17 protein-coding genes and 1 riboswitch are annotated in these 20,231 nt (G+C 49.7%); of the genes, 8 read left to right on the top strand and 9 right to left on the bottom strand.

The window, feature by feature from the left end:
• Positions 1-343 precede the first annotated feature (343 nt).
• The 4 genes from FD09_RS04860 (at position 344) to FD09_RS04845 (ending at position 4,383) form a co-directional block, all read left to right on the top strand.
• Entirely contained in the window at positions 344-1,180 is an 837-nt protein-coding gene (locus FD09_RS04860) for a MetQ/NlpA family ABC transporter substrate-binding protein (RefSeq protein WP_420806838.1), read from the top strand.
• A 32-nt stretch (positions 1,181-1,212) separates the two neighbouring features.
• Positions 1,213-2,556 (top strand): M20/M25/M40 family metallo-hydrolase, encoded by a 1,344-nt coding sequence (locus FD09_RS04855; RefSeq protein ID WP_057818903.1) that lies wholly within the window; start codon positions 1,213-1,215, stop codon positions 2,554-2,556.
• Between the two features lie 85 nt (positions 2,557-2,641).
• Entirely contained in the window at positions 2,642-3,703 is a 1,062-nt protein-coding gene (locus FD09_RS04850) for a methionine ABC transporter ATP-binding protein (RefSeq protein WP_057818901.1), read from the top strand.
• Positions 3,703-4,383 (top strand): methionine ABC transporter permease, encoded by a 681-nt coding sequence (locus FD09_RS04845; protein WP_057818899.1) that lies wholly within the window; start codon positions 3,703-3,705, stop codon positions 4,381-4,383. The genes FD09_RS04850 and FD09_RS04845 overlap by 1 nt, the downstream gene beginning before the upstream one ends.
• Before the next feature lie 74 nt (positions 4,384-4,457).
• Here the strand turns inward: FD09_RS04845 and FD09_RS04840 are convergent, their stop codons facing one another.
• Genes FD09_RS04840 through FD09_RS04825 form a run of 4 tightly spaced genes read right to left on the bottom strand, consistent with a single transcriptional unit; the run spans position 4,458 to position 8,320 of the window.
• Entirely contained in the window at positions 4,458-5,372 is a 915-nt protein-coding gene (locus tag FD09_RS04840) for a DNA/RNA non-specific endonuclease (protein WP_057818897.1), read from the bottom strand.
• A gap of 2 nt (positions 5,373-5,374) precedes the next feature.
• A complete protein-coding gene (locus tag FD09_RS04835; RefSeq protein WP_057818895.1) occupies positions 5,375-6,157 on the bottom strand; it encodes a YibE/F family protein in 783 nt (260 codons plus the stop codon).
• Complete coding sequence (locus FD09_RS04830) at positions 6,157-7,248, bottom strand: YibE/F family protein (RefSeq protein WP_057818893.1); 1,092 nt, start codon at positions 7,246-7,248, stop codon at positions 6,157-6,159. Before FD09_RS04830 ends, FD09_RS04835 begins: the two co-directional genes overlap by 1 nt.
• Complete coding sequence (locus FD09_RS04825) at positions 7,238-8,320, bottom strand: zinc-binding alcohol dehydrogenase family protein (protein ID WP_057818891.1); 1,083 nt, start codon at positions 8,318-8,320, stop codon at positions 7,238-7,240. The genes FD09_RS04830 and FD09_RS04825 overlap by 11 nt, the downstream gene beginning before the upstream one ends.
• A gap of 193 nt (positions 8,321-8,513) precedes the next feature.
• Here FD09_RS04825 and FD09_RS04820 point away from each other — a divergent pair, with 193 nt between their 5' ends.
• Together FD09_RS04820 and FD09_RS04815 are read left to right on the top strand one after the other, a co-directional pair.
• Complete coding sequence (locus tag FD09_RS04820) at positions 8,514-9,515, top strand: sodium:calcium antiporter (protein ID WP_235812209.1); 1,002 nt, start codon at positions 8,514-8,516, stop codon at positions 9,513-9,515.
• 32 nt (positions 9,516-9,547) lie between these two features.
• Positions 9,548-9,805 (top strand): hypothetical protein, encoded by a 258-nt coding sequence (locus tag FD09_RS04815; RefSeq protein WP_057818887.1) that lies wholly within the window; start codon positions 9,548-9,550, stop codon positions 9,803-9,805.
• On the opposite strand, the gene FD09_RS04810 is transcribed toward FD09_RS04815, so the two are convergent.
• Positions 9,779-10,681, bottom strand: a complete 903-nt coding sequence (locus tag FD09_RS04810) for an ROK family protein (RefSeq protein WP_057818884.1) — start codon at positions 10,679-10,681, stop codon at positions 9,779-9,781. The two genes, FD09_RS04815 and FD09_RS04810, sit on opposite strands and share 27 nt — an antisense overlap.
• A 161-nt stretch (positions 10,682-10,842) precedes the next feature.
• Between FD09_RS04810 and FD09_RS04805 the strand changes: the two genes are divergently transcribed.
• Complete coding sequence (locus tag FD09_RS04805; protein ID WP_057818882.1) at positions 10,843-12,252, top strand: MFS transporter; 1,410 nt, start codon at positions 10,843-10,845, stop codon at positions 12,250-12,252.
• Between the two features lie 731 nt (positions 12,253-12,983).
• Here FD09_RS04805 and thiT read toward each other — a convergent pair.
• Positions 12,984-13,583 carry an energy-coupled thiamine transporter ThiT gene (thiT, locus tag FD09_RS04800; RefSeq protein ID WP_057818880.1) on the bottom strand — a complete coding sequence of 200 codons (600 nt, stop codon included), beginning with the start codon at positions 13,581-13,583 and terminating at the stop codon, positions 12,984-12,986.
• A 48-nt stretch (positions 13,584-13,631) separates the two neighbouring features.
• Positions 13,632-13,727, bottom strand: a riboswitch (TPP riboswitch).
• 135 nt (positions 13,728-13,862) lie between these two features.
• Between thiT and FD09_RS04795 the strand changes: the two genes are divergently transcribed.
• The gene (locus FD09_RS04795) at positions 13,863-14,762 is read left to right on the top strand and encodes an alpha/beta hydrolase (protein WP_057818878.1); all 900 of its coding nucleotides are present in this window, start codon (positions 13,863-13,865) and stop codon (positions 14,760-14,762) included.
• Between the two features lie 45 nt (positions 14,763-14,807).
• Here FD09_RS04795 and FD09_RS04790 read toward each other — a convergent pair whose 3' ends face one another.
• The 3 genes from FD09_RS04790 to FD09_RS04780 form a co-directional block, all read right to left on the bottom strand.
• The gene (locus FD09_RS04790) at positions 14,808-16,205 is read right to left on the bottom strand and encodes a zinc ribbon domain-containing protein (protein WP_083487540.1); all 1,398 of its coding nucleotides are present in this window, start codon (positions 16,203-16,205) and stop codon (positions 14,808-14,810) included.
• Positions 16,206-16,474: 269 nt separating this feature from the next.
• Positions 16,475-18,358, bottom strand: a complete 1,884-nt coding sequence (locus FD09_RS04785) for an ABC transporter ATP-binding protein (RefSeq protein WP_415650093.1) — start codon at positions 18,356-18,358, stop codon at positions 16,475-16,477.
• The gene (locus FD09_RS04780) at positions 18,348-20,114 is read right to left on the bottom strand and encodes an ABC transporter ATP-binding protein (protein WP_057818871.1); all 1,767 of its coding nucleotides are present in this window, start codon (positions 20,112-20,114) and stop codon (positions 18,348-18,350) included. The genes FD09_RS04785 and FD09_RS04780 overlap by 11 nt, the downstream gene beginning before the upstream one ends.
• Between the last annotated feature and the right edge of the window lie 117 nt (positions 20,115-20,231).

Raw genomic sequence — 20,231 nt, 5'->3', positions numbered from 1 at the left:
CACAATTGGTGTCTGTACGTTGGCGAGGCGTTTTGGTGTAAATCAAGGCGTGAATTAGAATGGTACCGCGGGAACTCCGCTTCTAGTTTTTATACTAGGAGCGGAGTTTTTTTGCATCCCACTTTCGGTCGACAGGGAGTCGGATGTGAAGACATCGTGTGTACGTAACTTGAATCCTGTCCTTATCTCAAACGGGCTACGCGGACCAGAAGCTAGGGGATAAGGGTAAGCAAGCATAAAACCTAAGTGCGGGTTTTCTGCTTGCTTACCCTTATCCCGACGCTTCTAACCGGTCCGCTGCGCCCTCTCTCAAAATTGGAGGAACATCATCATGAAGAAATCATTGAAAAGAACGTTAATTACCATCGCTTTGGCTTTGCCGTTATTCTTCTTACTCGCTGCTTGCGGCAGCAATAAGAGCAACAGTGCCGCTGGTTCATCTGCCGCTAAGACCGTTAAAATCGGGATCATGGGCAGTGATGACCGGATCTGGCAGGCTGTCGGTAAAGTCGCCAAGAAAAAGTACAACATTGACTTAAAGATCACTAAATTCACCGATTACAACCAACCCAACGCCGCGTTGAGCGACGGTTCCATTGATCTCAATGCCTTCCAGCACCAATTCTTCCTGGACAACTGGAACAAGGCCCACAAGTCCGACATCGTCAGCATTGGCGATACAGTCTTAGCACCGATCCGGTTGTATTCTAAGAAAATCAAGTCCGTCAAGGATATCAAGAAGGGTGACGAAATTGCCATCCCGAACGATGCCACCAACGAAGGTCGGGCATTGAATGTCTTAGCCACCATCGGTTTGATCAAGCTGGACAAGAAAGCATTACCGACAACCGCCGATATTACTGAAAACAAGTTGAACTTGAAGATCACTGCTTTGGACGCCGCACAAACTGCCCGGGCTTTATCGGATGCCACTGCCGCCGTTGTCAATGATGGTGTGGCTAATGATGCCGGATTGAATCCTAAGTCCGCATTGTACGTTGAAAAAGTCAACAAGAAGTCCAAGCCTTACATCAACATCATCGCTGCCAATAAGAAGGACGCCAAGAACAAGACTTACTTGGACTTGGTCAAGGCTTATCAAACAGAAGCCACCAAGAAGCTTTTGCAAAAGTACTATAAGGGTGCCGACATTCCAGCATGGGATATCACCCTCAAATAAATTTAAACAGCAGCCATTGAAAGGAGCTTTCTATGAGCGTCGATAAACAGCAAATCATTGATCAATTTACCCACTATTTAGCGGAGTATATTGCCATTCCTTCCGTTTCCGCCCAGAAAAAAGGGATTCCTGAAACTGTCGCCTTTCTCCAGCAACTGATCACCAAGATTGGCGGGCAAGCTGAAGTGTTTTCTGACTGGCCCAACCCAGTCATCCATGGCGAGTTCACTCCAGAGCATGTGACCGCGACCACGCCAACGATCCTTTTTTACAATCACTATGATGTGCAACCGCCAGAACCGTTGGACTTATGGCACTCAGAACCGTTTACCTTGACTGAGAAAGACGGCAAGCTGGTCGGTCGGGGCACCGCAGATTGTAAGGGCGACTTAATTGCCCGGTTGTGTGCACTGCGTATTTATCATGCGGAGCATGGCGACTGGCCATGTCGAGTGAAGTTCCTGCTGGAAGGTGAAGAAGAAATCGCCAGCCAGCACTTGGAGAAGTATCTGGAAAAATACGCCGATACCTTCAAAGCAGATGTTGTGGTTTGGGAATCCGGCAGCAAGAATGCGCAAGAGCAATTACAAATTACGGGTGGGAATAAAGGAATTTGCTGTATCGACCTCGTCGCCACCACCGCGGCAGAAGACATCCATTCTTCCACCGCCGCTTTCATTGAAGGTGCCGGTGTCCGCCTCGTCCAGGCGTTAAGTACATTGCGCGCAGTGGGCACCAATAAACTGCTCATCGACGGTCTCACCGACAAGATCGTCCCGCCCACTGACCGGGAGAAGCAATTAGTGGCTGCCGAAAACGTGGATGGTGCGGCGATCAAAACCGCCCACGGCTTAACTCGGCCTTTCCTAACTGACGATATTGCCGGTGCGGCCGCGTTCTCCCCCACCCTCAACATTGCCGGTTTGACCGGTGGATACGAAGGCGAAGGGGTCAAAACCGTTTTGCCCCATACCGCGCGCGCTAAACTCGACATTCGCCTTGTCCCAGATTTGGATCCAGAAGAAGTGGCCGATCTTGTGCGTGCCCACTTAAAAAAACACGGTTTCGCTGACATTAAGGTAGAATACTTGATGGGTGAAAAGAGCTACCGTTCTGGTCTTGATGCACCCTTAGTCAGTCGTATCACCACTGTCGCAAAGGCCATCTATGGCGATGATCAAGTCGAACTGCTGCCCAGTTCCGCGGGTACCGGACCGATGTATCTGTTCAATCATTACCTGCATGCGCCACTGCTGGCCTTTGGTATTGGTTATGCCCAGAGCGGTCCCCACGCCCCAAACGAAAACATCCGGATCGCAGATTATCATCAGGGGATTGACTTTCTGGATCATATTTTTGAAGATCTAGCCAAGTGACTGACCAGCTGAATAGACGCCATTACCGATCCGCCAACCCGGGTCGGTTTGTGCGTTCTTTCAATAGAAAGGAGTGGGCACCCCGATGAGTGAACCCATTATTGATTTAGAACACATCACGGTGACCTTCCGTGATAAGAAAAGCACCGTACATGCGGTCAAAGATGTCTCTTTACAAGTCGAAAGAGGTGATGTTTACGGGATCGTCGGTTATTCCGGCGCAGGTAAATCCACCCTCGTTCGGACCATGAACTATCTGCAATTACCCACCAGCGGAACGGCGGTGGTCAATGGCCAAACTTTGGGCAAACTGAATACCAGTCAGCTGCGCCAGGCACGCCGCAAGATCGGCATGATTTTTCAACACTTCAATCTGATGAATTCCCGTACCATCGCCGATAATATTGATTATCCCTTGCGGTACAGCCAATTGACCCGGCCCCAGCGGGAGAAGAAGGTCAAGGATCTATTACATCTAGTTGGTCTGGACGATAAGGCCGACGCATATCCGGCGCAACTCTCTGGCGGCCAAAAACAGCGGGTGGGCATTGCCCGGGCATTGGCCAACGATCCCAAGATTCTGTTGTGTGACGAAGCCACCAGCGCCCTTGATCCAAAAACCACCGGTGAAATTCTGGATTTGCTGAAACAGGTCAACCAAGATCTTGGGATTACCATCGTCTTGATTACCCATGAAATGGCGGCGGTGAAAGCCATTTGCCATCATGTGGCCGTGATGGAAGAGGGCGAGATCGTGGAGCGGGGACCATTGCTGGATATTTTCTCCAAACCACAAAAGCAGCTGACCAAAGACTTCATCAACACAGCAGCTCAACTGGATACGGCCCTTGCGGAAGTCCGGCGCCAGCCGGCCGTAATCAATCTCGCCGCTAACGCCCAGTTGCTGCATCTATCCTATGTCGGTGCCAGCACGGACCAGCCGTTGATTGCCGATCTGTATCAACAATTTGGTATCACTGCCAATATTTTGTATGGGAATGTGGAGTTTCTGCAGGATACCCCGGTGGGTAACCTGATCGTGATTCTCAGCGGCGATATCAGCAAGTTTCCGGCCGCCTTTGCCCAGTTGCGCCAAGAAGGCGTGACTGTGACGGTCTTGGATCCGAAGGGAGATGCGGTGGCCTAATGTCTTTCATCAATCAATTAATGCCTAACGTTTCCTTGATCTGGCCCCAGGTTTGGCAAGCCACTTTGGAGACGCTCTATATGACCGTTGTATCTGCCATTATTGCTGGATTTTTAGGCCTCATCGTGGGAATTTGTCTGGTGGTCTTCGACGAGTCCGGCATCGTTCCCCACCCGGCCACTTACAGTATTCTGGATAAGTTGGTCAACATCTTCCGATCCATTCCATTTGTAATTCTGCTGGCCGTGATTTATCCGGTCACCAAAGCTCTTGTCGGTACCGGTATCGGTAATACTGCCGCTATCGTTCCTTTGGTCGTCGGCACGATTCCGTTCTATGCCCGCCAGGTGCAAAACGCCCTGGTCCAAGTCGATCGCGGCATCATTGAAGCGGCGCAGGCCATGGGCGCTTCCAACTGGGATATCATCCTGCGGGTCTATCTGCGGGAGGGACTTCCGGATTTGATCCGCGTTTCTGTCCTTACGCTGATTTCCCTAATTGGCTTAACCGCTATGGCCGGTGCAGTCGGTGCCGGCGGTTTAGGTAACCTGGCCATTTCACTGGGTTATCAACGGTTCCAAAACGACGTCGTCTGGGTCGCGATGATCATCATCCTCATCATGGTCTTCATCGTCCAAGCGGTGGGCGATTGGCTGACCCGATTAACAACCCACAATTAAATTAAATAGATACTAAAACAACCCTTCATTTGGAATTCCATTGAAAGGCTGTTTTAGTATGCTGAGCTTTCGATTTATTGATTCAATGGCCGCACTTGCATGCTGCGGTTGATGGTGTTGCGCCCAGTGGCGTAATCAAACTGAATTTGCGGTTCTACGTTCCAAATATAAACATTGAAGTTCAATTGCCCATCCGCCGACACCGCTTGGGACCAATATCCCCGCGGCATCAACTCATCTCCGCGAAAGACAGTAGTGACTTGATAAATGACTTTAGTCCCCCGCCCCAAGGCATCACGCACCGCCTGTTCATACACCTGCATGGTCTTTTGATTAGAAAACTCGGTCTGGGTGGCTAAATTCTTCGGATTATCCGAGCTGCCTTCAGCCCCTTGCTGAGGTTGACCATCACTATTCAGGTTAAAGGTCATGGTATAGGCAATCAAGTGGCCGCGATTGACCACGGGAATGCGATCGCCATTAATCACCCGATATTCCTGATGCCATCCGGTTGGCTTCCAATTCTGAGCAGGCCGCCCAGCGGATTTCCCTAAATTACTCTGCTGCAAGTAGGCCGTCACAGTGGTAGTCCGGTTCAACCGGTCCAAATTACCATATGCAATGTGATTGTTTTGCCATGCAGATATGGCCAATGTACTTTTCCCATTATTGACATTAATCGCGGCTGGATTTCCCGATTGAAAAGTCAGATTGGCTAACGATTGATAGGTGGCCTGCCAATTACGATTACCAGTTTGGCTGGTACTGCTGCTGGTCGCCGTATCGCTGTTGTGACTGGCACTGTCGCTGACCACTTGACTGGTACTAGCTGATTGGCTAGTACCGGTTTGTCGATTGGCCGAACTCGCTCCACCACCGCCGAATTGATTGAATAAAAAGGCGACCAGTAAAATGAGCAGAATTGAACCAATGGTCGCAATAGGGGTTTGCTTGCGGCCGCGCCGGTGATATTTCCGTCGTTTTGCCACGGTTACTCTTTCACTTCTTTCTTTTTCTTATCTGCCTTACCGTGGCGCAATGACCAGCTCACGACCCATGTGGATAGAGGTACAGTGGCCACAACGCCCATGGTGGACAGAAGCACAGAGGCTGCTTCACTGATGAACAGTTTATCGTTTAACAAAAGGCCTGGCGAATATTTCAACTGAACAAACCAGATGAAGAGTGCCAAATAACTGCCGAAAAAGCCAAAAAACAATGTATTTAAGGCCGTGCCAATAATTTTACCACCAATCACCTGACCATCCGCAAATAACTGACTAGGCGTGATATTAGGCACCGTATCGGCGACTTCAAAGAGGCCGCTGGTCACCGCAATACTGGCTTCTGCTACAGCGCCCAACGCCGACAGCGTCAGGATGGCAACCACGATTTGGCCAAAGGGAACCCCAATCAGCAGTGAAAAACCACCGATGTCTTCCCCCACTTCGTTACCGAACCCTTGAATATTGGCAAAATACTGGATTAGCCAAGCTAACCCACATAATACCATCATGACCGCCAGGGAAACGACATAGGCAATGCGTGTGACCCGATTGCCTGCCGCACTGAAGAACACGATCACCGCTAGGATCACCGCACTCACGAGTAAGGTCGTGATGATGGGCGGAGCGCCCAACCCGAAAAGGGTCACCGTGATAAACAAAAGAACAAAGTTTAACACCAAACCAAAGAAAATCGTTAATCCACTTTTGCCGCAAACCGCGACCAACAACACTAGGAGAACCAGACCTAATGCACTGATGACATCCATTATCGGCGGCCTCCTAACCAAAATACGCTAAGAATACTGGTCAATGGAACAGTGATGACAATCCCAATGGCGGATACTAACGACTGAACCATTCCAAGATACATCGTCCAGGTGAACGTCTGGGCAAAACTATTCCCATTATCGAGATATAACACCGCCATCGGGAATGTGTCTGCCATAAAGATCATGAACAAAATGCTAATCAATGGTCCCACAATTTCGCGTCCGATATTCATACCTGAACGAAATAGCTGCCAGCGATGGACGGTGGGCGTCTCCACCACAATTTGAGCCAAGGCGGATGAAATATCTGATGTTTCATCCATGATGGCTCCCAGAGCGCCGATCATAATACTGGCCCAAAATATTGGTTTGGGCTGTTGGACGGTGTACGCCACTGCTTCATAGTGGAGTCCCTCTTCACCCGTTAAATGGAGCACTAAAATAAAAATGCCATAAGCGATAAAGGTGCCCGCCAATGTAGCGACACTGGCGACCACGAATTGTCGTTTCCAACCTAAAATCAATAACAATGTCACAATCGTAAACAAAACAGTCAAGATTGCAAAGATCCATAACATCGAAGCGCCGTACTGCAACAACTCCAGTTGGATAGCAATGAGGAAAAGACAGACATTGGCAACAACGCTAAAAATAGCAACTGCACCACGCCACCGCAAAATCGCCATCAACATCACCACAACCAACCAGGCCAGCAGCACAATGACAGTATCCCGTTTCTGGTTGGTAATCGATAGTTTAGTGTGTGTGTTGTTTTGCCACGTGATAAAAACCTGTTGCCCTGTCCGATACGGTTGATCCACTGCACCTGATCGGGTAAAAGTATTCCCCGTGGTAAAACTGCGGCCTCGCTGTGCACTGTTGAGCATCTTGACGGTCAATGTTTGATGGGTCTGCATATCCGTATTACCGTGCTCATCAGTGTTTTTCTTAGCCGCCCCATTATGTACGGCAGTGATCTGACCCACCGGTTGACTGTACCAACCTGCGTTCACCCGTGTGACCAGCAGCGCGAACGCTCCGGTCATGAGAATGACGATCAGTATCCACCACCAACGTTTATTCGACATACGATTGCGATTCCTCCAGTTTAACGTCATCTAATTCTTTTGCATCTCCATCAAACGGACCCTCTAATGTGATTTTACCAATGGTGTTCTTGGTTTCAAGCATCGCCTGGGCTTGGCGGAGATTCTGGGCGTTGATGCCATTGAATTTATAGGCAATCGTGGATTTAATCGTGCTGTCATCCACTAACTCGGCAATCCAACGCAAGATTTCACCTTGGGTGTTCATCCGATACGCATAATCGCTTTTAGCAAATACATACTCCCAGTCGATACTGACTGATTTGCCCTTCAACCAATCCACCGGCAAGGGCGTGTTAGAATCCACCACCATGCCCACATGACCCATCGGCGCAATCACATCCGCCACTGTCCCAAAGTATGGAACAGGATCGTAGAGTAATGCAATATAATCAATATAATCGTAACCGAGTTTTTGGACTTGGGAGGTCAAATCGTCATGGTAATCAGCCAACTGGGTCACGCCAAACTTCTGCAACCAGGGCCAATTCACACGGCTGGCCACGCCAATCACGTCCAGGCCTGCCCACTGGGCCAATTGAATCAAAATACTGCCCACGCCACCGGCTGCATTAACCACCATGATAGAACCATTATTCGCCCCCGCCGCTGGGCGAATATCCATCCGTTCAAAGAGCAGTTCCCAAGCGGTAATCGCGGTTAACGGCAGTGCGGCAATCTGCGCCAGTGAACCAGTCCGCGGCGCCTTGGCAATTAGATGTTGATCAATCACTTGATATTCTGCATTGGTCCCGTGGCGCCGGCGGGCACTCATATAATAGACGCGATCGCCAATGGCATAGTCGTGCACTTGGGTGCCGACTGCCACAATTTCACCTACCCCGTCGTAGCCCAATACATGGGGGCGAGTTTTGCCCCGAATGGCATGGCGAAAACGGACATCGGCCGGATTCATCGAAATGGCTTGCACCCGTACCAGCACATCATTATCTTGAACGGTCGGCAAAGGCAGCCACACATCTTGCAAACTATTGGGGTCACGGATCGGTAACGCCTGAAACGCAGCGACTGCCCGCATTTTAGTTGGCAGCATCCCACATCACCTCTGTTTAAAGTATATCAGTTAGTCGGACGGATATATGTCGCAATGCTCACATACGGCACAGTGTGAAGCGTTGGCGCCGTTGAATGCATGCGCTTAATCGGATATGCTAAAATAATTGTATGCAACTCGATTTTTCTCTTGAAAGGGGTCTTTTATGGCTGATTTTATTGCAACTAGCCCAATGTGGGTACTTATTCTGATTTTTCTTATGACACTGGCCACTTTAACCCGTGCCGCGGATGTATTGGTGGATCATGCAACCCATTTATCGCAGGAGGCCGGTGTCTCGGATGTGTTGGTGGGCGCGACTGTGGTCGCCTTGGGCACAACTTTGGCCGAAATTGCCATTGCGATCATCGCCATTATTCAAGGGGTCACTGATTTCTCGGTCGGTAACGCGACCGGGTCGGTGATCACGAATATGAGTATCGTCTTGGGAATCGGTGCGCTGACTGGGACGATTCCAGTGGCGCGAAACAACTTGAGCCGAATTCAACTGCTGCTCACGGGTTCATTATTGATGATTTTTGCTGCGTGCACGACCTTGCTCTTTGGTCCTGGGCATTTACCCCGTTGGGTAGGCATTGCCTTCTTGCTCATGATTCCCGGATACATCTATATGCTGATTCGGCAAAACCGGCGTGATCAAACAAAATCGGATACTGCGCTGGATCATACGGATGAAACGCCGCCGGTGACTGCTTCAGCGGCTAAATCGCCATCTAAATTACAGCATGTGCTGTGGATCTTCGGCTGCGGTATTTTGATTGCCATCAGTGCCAACGCCCTGGTAGATAGCAGTGGTGAAATTGCCAGCCGGATAGGCATCGACGAAGCCATTGTTTCAGCGACAGTCGTCGCGTTGGGGACAAGTTTTCCCGAAATCATTACGGCCTACATTGCAGCAAAAAACGGTTTTGGCGGGTTGGCATTCGGTAACATCATCGGTGCCAACGTGATGAATTTATTACTAGTCAATGGATTGACGATTGCCTTATCCCCCACCACTATATTTTTGCCTAAAGTTTTCTACTTGGTCACTTTCCCAATGCTGTTATTCGTTTTACTATTGGTAGGGTGGTTCGTCATCGACGGCCAACGGGATGAAATTGACCGCAAAGAAGGCGCCGCACTGGTCGGCGTTTATGTGATCTATGTACTGGCCTATGTATTCGTCATTTAAAGACGATTCTCTGCAAGAAAGTAGGAAGAAAAATGGAGTCCAATCAGATTGGGTGGTTCGCTGCCAGTGCCGTCCTGGGCGTGGCAAGTCTCATTAGTGCCATTATTGTGGCCAATCCCGCCTATCGCGGTTTCACAATTCTATTAGCGGGACTCATTGCCATGTTTTTGAGTACCGTGTTGTATTCGTTATATTTGACCAAAGAAAAACACCAGCGACGGCTGGTGTTGACGTTACTGGGGTCCGTGGTGGGTGCCTTGATATTAATTTATCTCGTGGTCATCCCGTAGATCAGCGTGTTCTGTCCAAAAGTCAGTTGCAGCACCAATCAAATTGGCTTGGCTGCGATAGTGGGCGAGTGCAATATCCGGCATGAACGGCGCAATGGGGACATGATCCAGAATTTTTTGAATGTGTTCTTTCACATGTGGGATCAAGAAGTCGGCTTGGGAAACTCCACCGCCAAGAATGACTTTGTCGGGATCAAAGGCATAGGATAAATTATAAATCGCCGTGGCCAGTGCCTTGTAAAAGATTTCCGTTTCCGCCTTTGCCAACGAATCACCCTGCTCGGCCAAATTCAGTACATCTTTGCCGGAATACACCTGGCCGTCATCTTTGCGATCCGTGTAACGTTCCCCTAGGTGCACTGGTGAGCCAACCCGGCTGAGAATGTCCGTATCGTTCATCATCATGTAACCAAATTCGCCGCCAAACAAATGCCGGCCATGGATGACTTCGCCATTCACAATGACACTGCCGCCGATGCCTGTGCCGATCACCAGAAACAGCATGTTTTGACTTCCCTGAGCAGCACCACTAGCCAGTTCAGCAAGAGCCGCGCAATTGGCGTCGTTCTCAATGCTGACGGGCAGGCCGAAGCGTTCCGCCAATTCCGGTATGATGGGGAAATTATGAATATACTTAACCGCACTGGCGCCTTCAATGACGCCAGTCTTTTTGTTGACTGCGCCTGGCGAACTGATTCCTACCCCCACTGGTTGCCAATTCTTTTTGGCATCCGCCACAATTGCGCTCAAGGCGGAATAGTATTCTGGCAGCGTCGCTGGTGTTGGCACGCTGCCCTCCGCTGTTAAATGACCTTCGTGCATTATCCCGTGCTTAATTGATGTGCCGCCCACATCAATGACCACTAAATCTGCCATGTCGATTATTCTCCCTTTCGTCCAATACGCATATATAAATCCAGTTTAGCAGATTATGATGGCGCTTGCAGACATTTTTTCGACATGAACACGATTCCAAATGGTCTGTCTAGATTGTAATCATTATTAGGAAGGCATACATTGGAATAGAGGTGATTTTCATGGAAACACACGATGTTCGACTCACGGATACGCGCCAACGTACTGCCTTTATTGGCACATTATTACTGGGTACATTTGGCATGTCCATTAGTCAATCGTCATTATCAACTGCTTATCCCACACTCATGCGGGAATTCGCCATCCCAGCCAGCATGGTCCAGTGGCTTACCACTGGCTTCATGTTAGTCATGTGTTTACTCATCCCCACAAGCCCATGGCTGCTGCATAATGTCCCCTTTAAGAAATTATTCGTGGGCGTTGTCTTAACCTTTAGTGCAGGGACAATTCTGTGTGTCGTGGCACCCACATTCTGGCTGCTCGTCGTCGGCCGAATGCTAGAGGCCATCGCGGTAGGTATTATTTTTCCAGCCTATCAAAGTGTTTTACTCATTATCACACCCGTGCAACATCGCGGCAGCGTCATGGGGCTGGCCGGGTTGATCATGGGCAGCGCGCTGGCGGTCGGGCCCATTGTCTCCGGGGTCGTCTTAAACTTCACCAGCTGGCGCGGTCTTTTTGTCTTATTCCTGATCGTCATGGCTGTCGTGCTGGCGCTTACCCCTTGGGCGATTACCGATGTCGTTGGTCAATATCCCAGTGCCATTGACGGCCTTTCCGTGGTATTAGGATTAGGTTTTATTGGCGTTTTGTATGTTCTGACCGAAAGTGTTTCGGCTCACCCTCAATGGGGCTTACTGGCTGGCCTGCTTGTCGCCAGTATCGCCGCGGTCGTCTGGTTCGTGTGGCGGCAATTGCACCGCTCTAAACCATTGCTGAATCTGCGCGTCTTCACCAGTGGTATTTATACCAAATCAGTTTTCCTGACCGGTATTTCGTACATCGCATTAATTGTCACCACGATCCTGATGCCCTTGTATTATCAGGATGTACTTGGAACCTCTGCCCTGGTATCCGGTCTGGCCATGGTGCCGGCAGCCGTTGTGTTGGCTCTGCTCAATCCGATCAGCGGTCGTCTGCTGGACAAGATTGGCGGTAAATGGGTCATCCTGATCGGTCAGTCCCTTATCGTGATCGGTATGGTGGCCATGATCTGGGCCGCCAGCCAACGCTATTTGGTCTTATCTATTCTCATGGCTGCCTTCATCGAAAGCGGCAATGCCTTTGTCATGATGCCCAGTGTGACCATGGGGGCCAATGATTTGCCCGAAGACCTCGTGGCCCACGCCACCGCAGTCACCACCACTGCCCGTCAATTATTTGGCTCTGCAGGCGTGGCCGTAGCCACTGCACTCCTGACCTTATTCACTCGGAAAAACGCCGCATTGGGGAATATCGGCAGCCAAATTGCCGGCTTCCAGTGGACATTCGCCATCTTTGCCGTCATTGGTATTATTGGCGCTTTAATCACGTTCACTTTGCCAGATACGCGAAAAGTTAAGAAAGCCTAAAAGTGGCCAATAAGTCCTCAGTTTCAAAATTGCGTCGCGATTGCGTCACACTTTCTTCGCAATTTCCAGATATTATATAAAATGTCAAGAGGAAGAGGCAGCTTGTGTAAGTCCTCTATCTTGACTGCCAACAGGAGCAGCAAAACAACCAAGCTTTCTTCATGATGATTTTCCTCCCTTACAAGTCAAACTACCAACCAGAAAACACTAACAGCCTCCCCACTGTTGGTGTTTTTTTGTGGCCAGAGGGCAAAGTCGAGCGGTAGAAGCGTACGCATAAGAGCGGCGGGCCAGAAAACCCGCACTTAGGTTTTATGGCCCGCCGCTCTTATGCGCTAGCTTCTGCTCGACTTTGCCCGTTTCCACGGTGGTATGAAACACCAGAAAACCCGGTCTTAGGTTTTATGTGCCTTCGCTCTTGTGCACTAGCTCCTGGTCGGCGCAGCCCGTTTACGGGGAGGTGTCGGTTCCTAGGTTTCTGCGGCGTAAACGGGCGGAGCCGACCAGAAGCTATGTCAGAAGGCAGGGCAGGCAAAAAACCTAAGTGCGGGTTTTCTGCCTGCCCTGCCTTCTGACGCCGCTTCTAACCGGGCGGCTCCGCCCTCTCTCCAAAAAAAGAGACCAATCTCCAAAAGAAGACCAGTCTCTCCTGCGCCAATTAGTCCTGTGGTTGCCACTGTTGTGAGGAGTGTGCAAAAACACTGTGCAGACAAATCAGCGCATGGATTATATCACATTGCTTCAATATGGCGGTTATTATCGCTCACGCTAAACAACTGCGGCGCGATACTGACCAAAATTGCCAAAACAACAGCGGCGTAAACCAAGCCTAAGACACCACTGATGCCGTTCACGTATAGACTGAACAACCACACGTTCCACCCTTTTGGTGCGTAGCTGCCCCAGTAAAAGACACCCGCCACAAAGTGGAAGAAATACTTACTCAGCGTCCCAATAAACCCGCCAATAAAAATATAAACAATGGCCGTCGCGAGCTGCCGATTTTTTAACGCCTGAGCTAATGGCTGGGCGACTAACCCGGCCAAGCCCAGAACCCCGAAGGCCACGGGATATTCCATGATGATTTGCACGGGATTCAAAAGATTGCTGCCGCCCCGAAGCATGGCATCCAGGACACCCCAAATCACACCAGAGACAACGCCAATCTTCCAACCGCGACGTTCAGCGACCAATACCAGGGGTAAAATACCCCATTGAATCTGGATCCCTAAGCCACCAATATCGTGGGGAATATAACTCAAGGCCATCGCTAACGCCGCCATAATGGCCCCTTCAATTAAACCGCCTAAACTGATACTTTTGTTGGACATACAAAAACCTCCCTTGTATTCGATTCCCCAAACACAAAGAAGGTATTTTTCAATACCACTCACAATCCCTACGCTCGCATTAACGAACAGGTTCGAAGGGTCTGATCGCTCACTCTCAGCCAATTGGCTCCCCTTTGTGATGGTTCCTCATTTAATTGTCCTTGGTTATCTTACCATGGAATCAAGCCCACCGGTAGGGTTGTGCTTATTGTTCGTTTTTAGCCGTGATTATGCTATATTGGAATGGTCAGAAATTTGGTGAGGAAGCAGGGAAGCACAGTGAGTGGAGCAAAATGCCCGGACTGGCCATGGGGAGTTGCCGGCCTGATCACAGGACTAGGAATATTACCGTTATTAACCCGATTTCAACGGCGCCGGGTCGCAGCGGGTAAAGTCGAAGAAGAGGCATTGGCCAATACCCCACCCGCAGCAGATAAAAATCCCAACCAGATTCCCACAATTTACGTCCATGGTTTCCGCGGCGGTGCTCATTCCACTCAACAATTGGTGGAATCCGCTGCCCGGGCCACGCGACAGGACAGTTGGTTGCAGGTCATCTACGAACGGGGTGGAAAGATTCAGTATGCTGGAAATTGGACCAATGATCCTCACCCCATCGTCCAAGTGATTTTTAGGGATAACTGGGTGGGCACCCGCATCATTTCCCGCTACATCGAACGCATATTACCCATTTTACAGGAGCGCTACGGTTTCACCCAATATAATGCGGTGGGTCATTCGGTCGGCGCGACAGCCCTAGTATTTGCCGAAATGCGCAACTATGATAATCCGGATTTTCCCAAGCTCAATAAGTTGGTTCTGGTCGGCGGTCCCTTTGACGGCGTTGTGGCCTTGGGTGATCTGCCCAACATCAACCGTTTCAATTGGGCCGGCCGCCCTGTGTTGATGAATCCGACTTATCTGGAAATGCTGCTGCATCGTGATAAGTTTCCCAAAGATGCCCATGTACTCAATGTCTTAGGCAATATCGATAATGGCACCAATACAGACAAATACATCACTGTGATTTCAGCCAAATCCATTCGATATATTCTCGCACCCATCGTGAAGTCGTTCAATGAAATCGAAGTGCGCGGGATGCCGGGCGAACACAGCATGCTGCATGATGACTCGTTTGTTTTGGAAAAGATCAATAAATTTTTATTTGGCAGTCAATAAAAAAAGTGTCCCTCCCAAATTTTGGAGAGACACTTTTTTGTGTACTTACGAGCGCATCAAGTCAACCAGTCCAATGATAAATTCACCAAGCAAGGCGGCTAATGAGATATAGCCGATCAATGCAAAACCGGTGGAAACGATTTGCACGGTGGTAATGGCGCCTTGGTAGAACATCAAGGCAAACAATGCAGCGTAGCCAATCACACTGATCACACCCGCAATGAAACGAATGAGCGGTGAGGACGGCCGCTTCCAGAAGCTAAAGATAATGAACACGAGCGGACCGATGGAGGCCACAATTAGCATCAAGATCTGCATCACCAGCGAACCGGACAACTGCAATTTATCTAACAATGCCGTGCCCTTACTGAAATCAATCACGCTGGCTGTATTGGAAAAGTAACCAGGGACGTAACTACCGATTAAAACGATGACTGAGAAAATTGTCCCGAGGATGTCTGTGACCCCGATATGGGCTTTCACTGGTTGGGTATCTTCTGCTTGGTCAGTGTCCGTATCGTCGGTTTCCTGTTGGTCATCCGCAGTCTGACCATAATCCTGATTGATTGGGTCGTAATTGCTTGGCGCTGCATTGGCGCCTGCTTGGTCATCAGTGGCCGCATCCGCCACGGGTGTGCCCACATTGTCTGCCGCGGCTTCGCCACTCGCATACTGAGCCGCGGGCTGTTGGGGTCCGCCATAAATGTTTTGGCCTGCATCCGGACCCGGTTGAGCGGGTTGCTGGTAGGCCTCCTGATAATTCTGATTGGGTGCCTGCGGTTGGGCAGAACCCGAATTGTCCCAATTATTTGGCGCCGCATAGGCATTGCCGTAATCTGTATTGTACTGGGATGCCCCAAATGATGGTGCCGCACTTAAATTATCCGGCGCTGCATAGGAATTGGCCGCTGGTTGCCCAGCATTATCTTGTTCATTCGGAATTACCTCAGTCGGACTCGCAAACGCGTCCGCAGGCTGCTCCCAAGTTGGATTAGCGGCATAGTTGTCATAATTATCCGCTGCATTACCATCCGCCGGGCCGCTTGCCAATGGCGGCACTGCCGCATCGGCTCCGGTGAAATCAGTACCCTGCTCAGCCGCACCATTATCCTGCCATTCAGGTTGCACGGGTTGGTTATTGAACATCGGTTGTTGGGCTTGGAAATTATTATTGGCCGGTTCTGCACCGAGTCCCAAGGTACCGTTAGTCGGGATGCGCTGTCCCTGCTCACGCGCCGATGAAGATGGCTCATCACCAGCTTGCTGCACTGGCTGACCATCTTTTTGAATCGGTTGTAATAACTGTAGCTGGGCCACCCCCATGACCATCTGCCGTGCTCTGGCAGTTAACGGATAACCGCAATTCTGACAAAAATTCTGTTGCGAGCTCACAGGGTAGCCACAATTTGGACAATACTCCACCAACGACACCTCCAAAAACATCAACTTAAATACAGATACTCTTCACAAATAGTCTATCTCAATTATACCGGTATTGCGAGGGGAAAAACAACAGAGGGCAAAGCCGAGCGGTAGAAGCGTACGCATAAGAGCGGCGGGCCAGAAAACCCGCACTTAAGTTTTATGGCCCGCCGCTCTTATGTGCTAGCTTCTGCTCGGCTTTGCCCGTTTACGCGAAGATGTTGGCTCACCCCCGCAGCTAGCTTTTTATCTATCCTGTGCTAGTCTCCCCTTCGTTTACACGAAGACAACTATTCCAGCACCAACGACCCAGTGTACAACTGATAATACTCGCCATGATTGGCCATCAGCTGCTCATGATTACCCTGCTCAACGATCCGCCCCTGATCCAATACAATAATCAAATCAGAGTTAAAAATCGTTGACAACCGGTGCGCAATGACAAACGTCGTCCGGTCTTTCATCAAGTTATCCATCCCCGACTGGACTGCCCGTTCAGTTCGGGTATCAATACTTGCAGTAGCTTCATCCATGATCATCACCGGCGGATCAGCGACGGCCGCTCGGGCAATCGACAACAATTGCCGCTGCCCTTGCGAAAGATCTGAACCATCACCCTCAATCACCGTTTGATAACCTTTAGGCAATTCTTGAATAAATTCATCCGCATTCGCTAATTTGGCGGCCGCGATTACTTGATCATCCGTGGCGTCCAAATTACCCATCCGAATATTATCCATAATCGTATCCGTGAATAGATTCGTCTCCTGTAACACGATGGCCAAAGAGCGCCGCAGATCCGTCTTTTTGATCTGGCGGATATCAATACCGTCGTAAGTAATCGTTCCGGAATCAATATCATAGAACCGATTAATCATGCTGGTAATAGTCGTCTTGCCCGCCCCAGTAGCGCCGACAAAGGCAACCTTTTCACCCGCTTTGGCTGTTAGATTGATGTCATGGAGAATCTGGACACCAGGATAATAGGAGAAGTTAACATCCTTGAACTCAACTGCGCCTTTCACCGGCACGAGTTTCACCGGATCACCAGGCACTTGCCACGACCATGTCTCCGTATGCTCCTTGGTGGGAACCAGGTTACCGGCGGCATCCTTCTTGGTATTAGTCAAAGTGACGGTACCTTCGTCGCCTTCTGGCTTCTCATCCAGCAAACCAAAGATCCGCTCCGCACCAGCCAATGCCATGATGATGGAATTGACCTGTTGCGAAATCTGAGCCACCGGTTGAGTGAAGCCCCGGCTAAGCTGCAGAAAGGCAGCCAAACCGCCCAAGGTCAACGTAATCGTATGATTGATCGCCAATGTACCGCCCAACACTGCGGTCAGCACATAGAGCAAGTTAGACATATTTCCCATAATTGGGAATACCATTGTGGCGTAAGCGTTGGCCTTCGCCGAATCATTGCGCAGTGACTGGTTGTACTCGTTAAATTGCTTTTGCACCGCTTCTTCGTGGGAGAAAACTTTAACAACTTTCAACCCATTGAGAATTTCTTCGGCATAACCATTCACGGTCCCTAAGGCTTTTTGTTGAGCCGTAAAATAGCGTGAGGACCGGGAAAACAGTACCCGCACCAAGATGATACTCAAGCCCAAAACAGCCAAGGACAGCACCGTCAATAATGGACTGATTAAAATCATCATGATCAGTACGAAGGTCATCATGAACAGCGACTGGATGAATGTGGGAATACTTTGACTAATCATCTGCATCAACGTATCCACATCGTTGGTGTACCGGCTCATGATATCCCCGATATCATTACGGTCAAAATAGCTCATCGGCAATGTTTGCATGTGGGTAAACATTTCATCCCGAATTTGTTTCTGCACCCGCTGACCGATAATGACCTGAATCTGGGAGAAGATGGCGGTGGCAAACGCCCCAGTATAATAAATTGCCGCCATGATCGCAATTGCCTGAATCAGCGGGGCAAAGTTTGGTGTGGCCTCCTTGGTCAATGGCATGATGTAACTATCAATCAAAGTCTGAATAAACTTTGATCCCAACGAGGACGACAACGCCGCGACGATAATACTGACAATGGATACTACCCACATGGTGCGTGAGTTAGCGAAAGTGTATCGCAACAGGCGGCCTAGAGTCTGCCAAGTATGTTCCGGTCGGCGGCCTCGTCCCGTATTACTGCGCATCTGTCGCATTGCTATCCCCTCCTTCTTTAATTGTGTCCTGTTCATCCTTTTGCTGAGATGAATTCAGTTCTTGATAAATCTGATTCGTTTTGAGCAACTCTTGATGGGTGCCCACGGCATTGATCCCGCCATCATCCATCACAATGATTTGATCGGCAGCCGCAATGGACGTGATCCGCTGGGAGATCATGATTTTCGTCATATCAGGCAATTCTGTCCGCAACGCCGTCATGATTTTCCCCTCAGTTTCCGTATCCACGGCACTGGTGGAGTCATCCAAAATTAAAATTTTAGGCTTTTTCAATAGTGCCCGGGCAATGGTCAACCGTTGTTTCTGACCACCAGAAACGTTGGCCCCACCTTGTTCGATGTAAGTATCGTACTTTTTAGGCATGTCTTGTACAAAAGAGTCAGCCTGAGCCATTTGACCAGCCTTCTCCACTTCAGCATCCGTTGCATGGGCATCGCCCCAACGCAAATTTTCGTAAATCGTACCGGAAAACAGTGTGTTATTTTGCAATACCATTGCCACAGCATCTCGCAAAGTACGTAAATCATAACGGCGCACATCGACACCGCCGACACTGACAGTTCCCTTGGTAATATCGTACAGTCGCGGAATCAACTGCACTAAGGTGGATTTACCAGAACCCGTCGCACCAATGATCCCGACGAACTCACCGGGTTTAATGTGCAGGGACACATTGTTCAAACTGGGATGAGCGGCATGCATGTAACTCATCGACACGTTCGCAAAGTCCACTGAGCCGTCCTTGACGGTGGTCACCGGATGTTCTGGATTCTCAATAGAAGGCTGCTCCCGCAATACGGCGGCGATTCGGTTGGCTGACGCTTGGGAAACAGACAGCATGGTGATGATATTGGAAAGCATCATCAAACTGAACAGAATACTCATTGTATAGGAAAAGAGTGACACCAATTGGCCAGTTTCCAGTGTTTTACCGACGATCATTTGTGCGCCAACCCAGGAAACCAGCAGCATGGTCGTGTTGATCATGAAGGTCATCACCGGGGCGTTCAAAGCCATCAGCCGTTGGGCCTTGGAGAAGATCGTATAAATACCGTTGGACGCATCTTTGAACTTGTTGGTTTCTTCCGTTTGCCGATCAAATGTCTTAATCACTCGGATGCCGCGCAGGTTTTCGTTCACGACCCGGTTAAGGACATCGTATCGCCGGAATACGCGCGCAAACATGGGATAGGCTGTATGGATAATGAAATACAGAATGACGGCCAAAATTGGTACCACAATGGCGAAGATACCAGACATTTCTGGGCTCACCCGATAGGACATAATCATGGAAAAGATGAACATTAATGGCGCCCGGAAGGCGATCCGAATTGAAATTTGATACGCCTGCTGAACATTGGTGATGTCAGTGGTCAAACGCGTCACCACGCTGGCCGTGGAAAAATGTTCAATGTTAGCAAACGAGAATTTTTGCACTTGGGCAAATTCGTCATGTCGTAAATTCTGGGCAAAGCCTGCGGCGGCATGACTGGAAAACCAGCTGGCGCCAGCGCCAGCAACCAGTGATACAATGGCGAGACCAACCAGCACCATGCCCCAGGTGTTGATGTAGTTCAGATTACCGGGGGTGATGCCGTAATCAATAATGTTCCCCATTAAGAAGGGAATATATGTTTCCAGGACAACTTCGATGGCGACTAATACGGGGGAGATGATCGACATCCACTTGTATTGCCGCACTGATTTGAGTAATATTCCTACCACAGCGAACCTACTTTCTAACTTTAAAGTCTTGATTACATATTTATGGACCGGTTTTTTAGCGGCCGTGCCAACATTGGAAAACAGCGTCCTAAAAAAATAGACCCTCAAAGGGCTTTC

The organism is Schleiferilactobacillus perolens DSM 12744 (assembly GCF_001435585.1).
GTDB classification, from domain to species: Bacteria; Bacillota; Bacilli; order Lactobacillales; family Lactobacillaceae; genus Schleiferilactobacillus; species Schleiferilactobacillus perolens.
The sequence above is the reverse complement of the archived record's forward strand: the minus strand, read 5'-3'. Positions and strand labels throughout refer to the sequence as shown.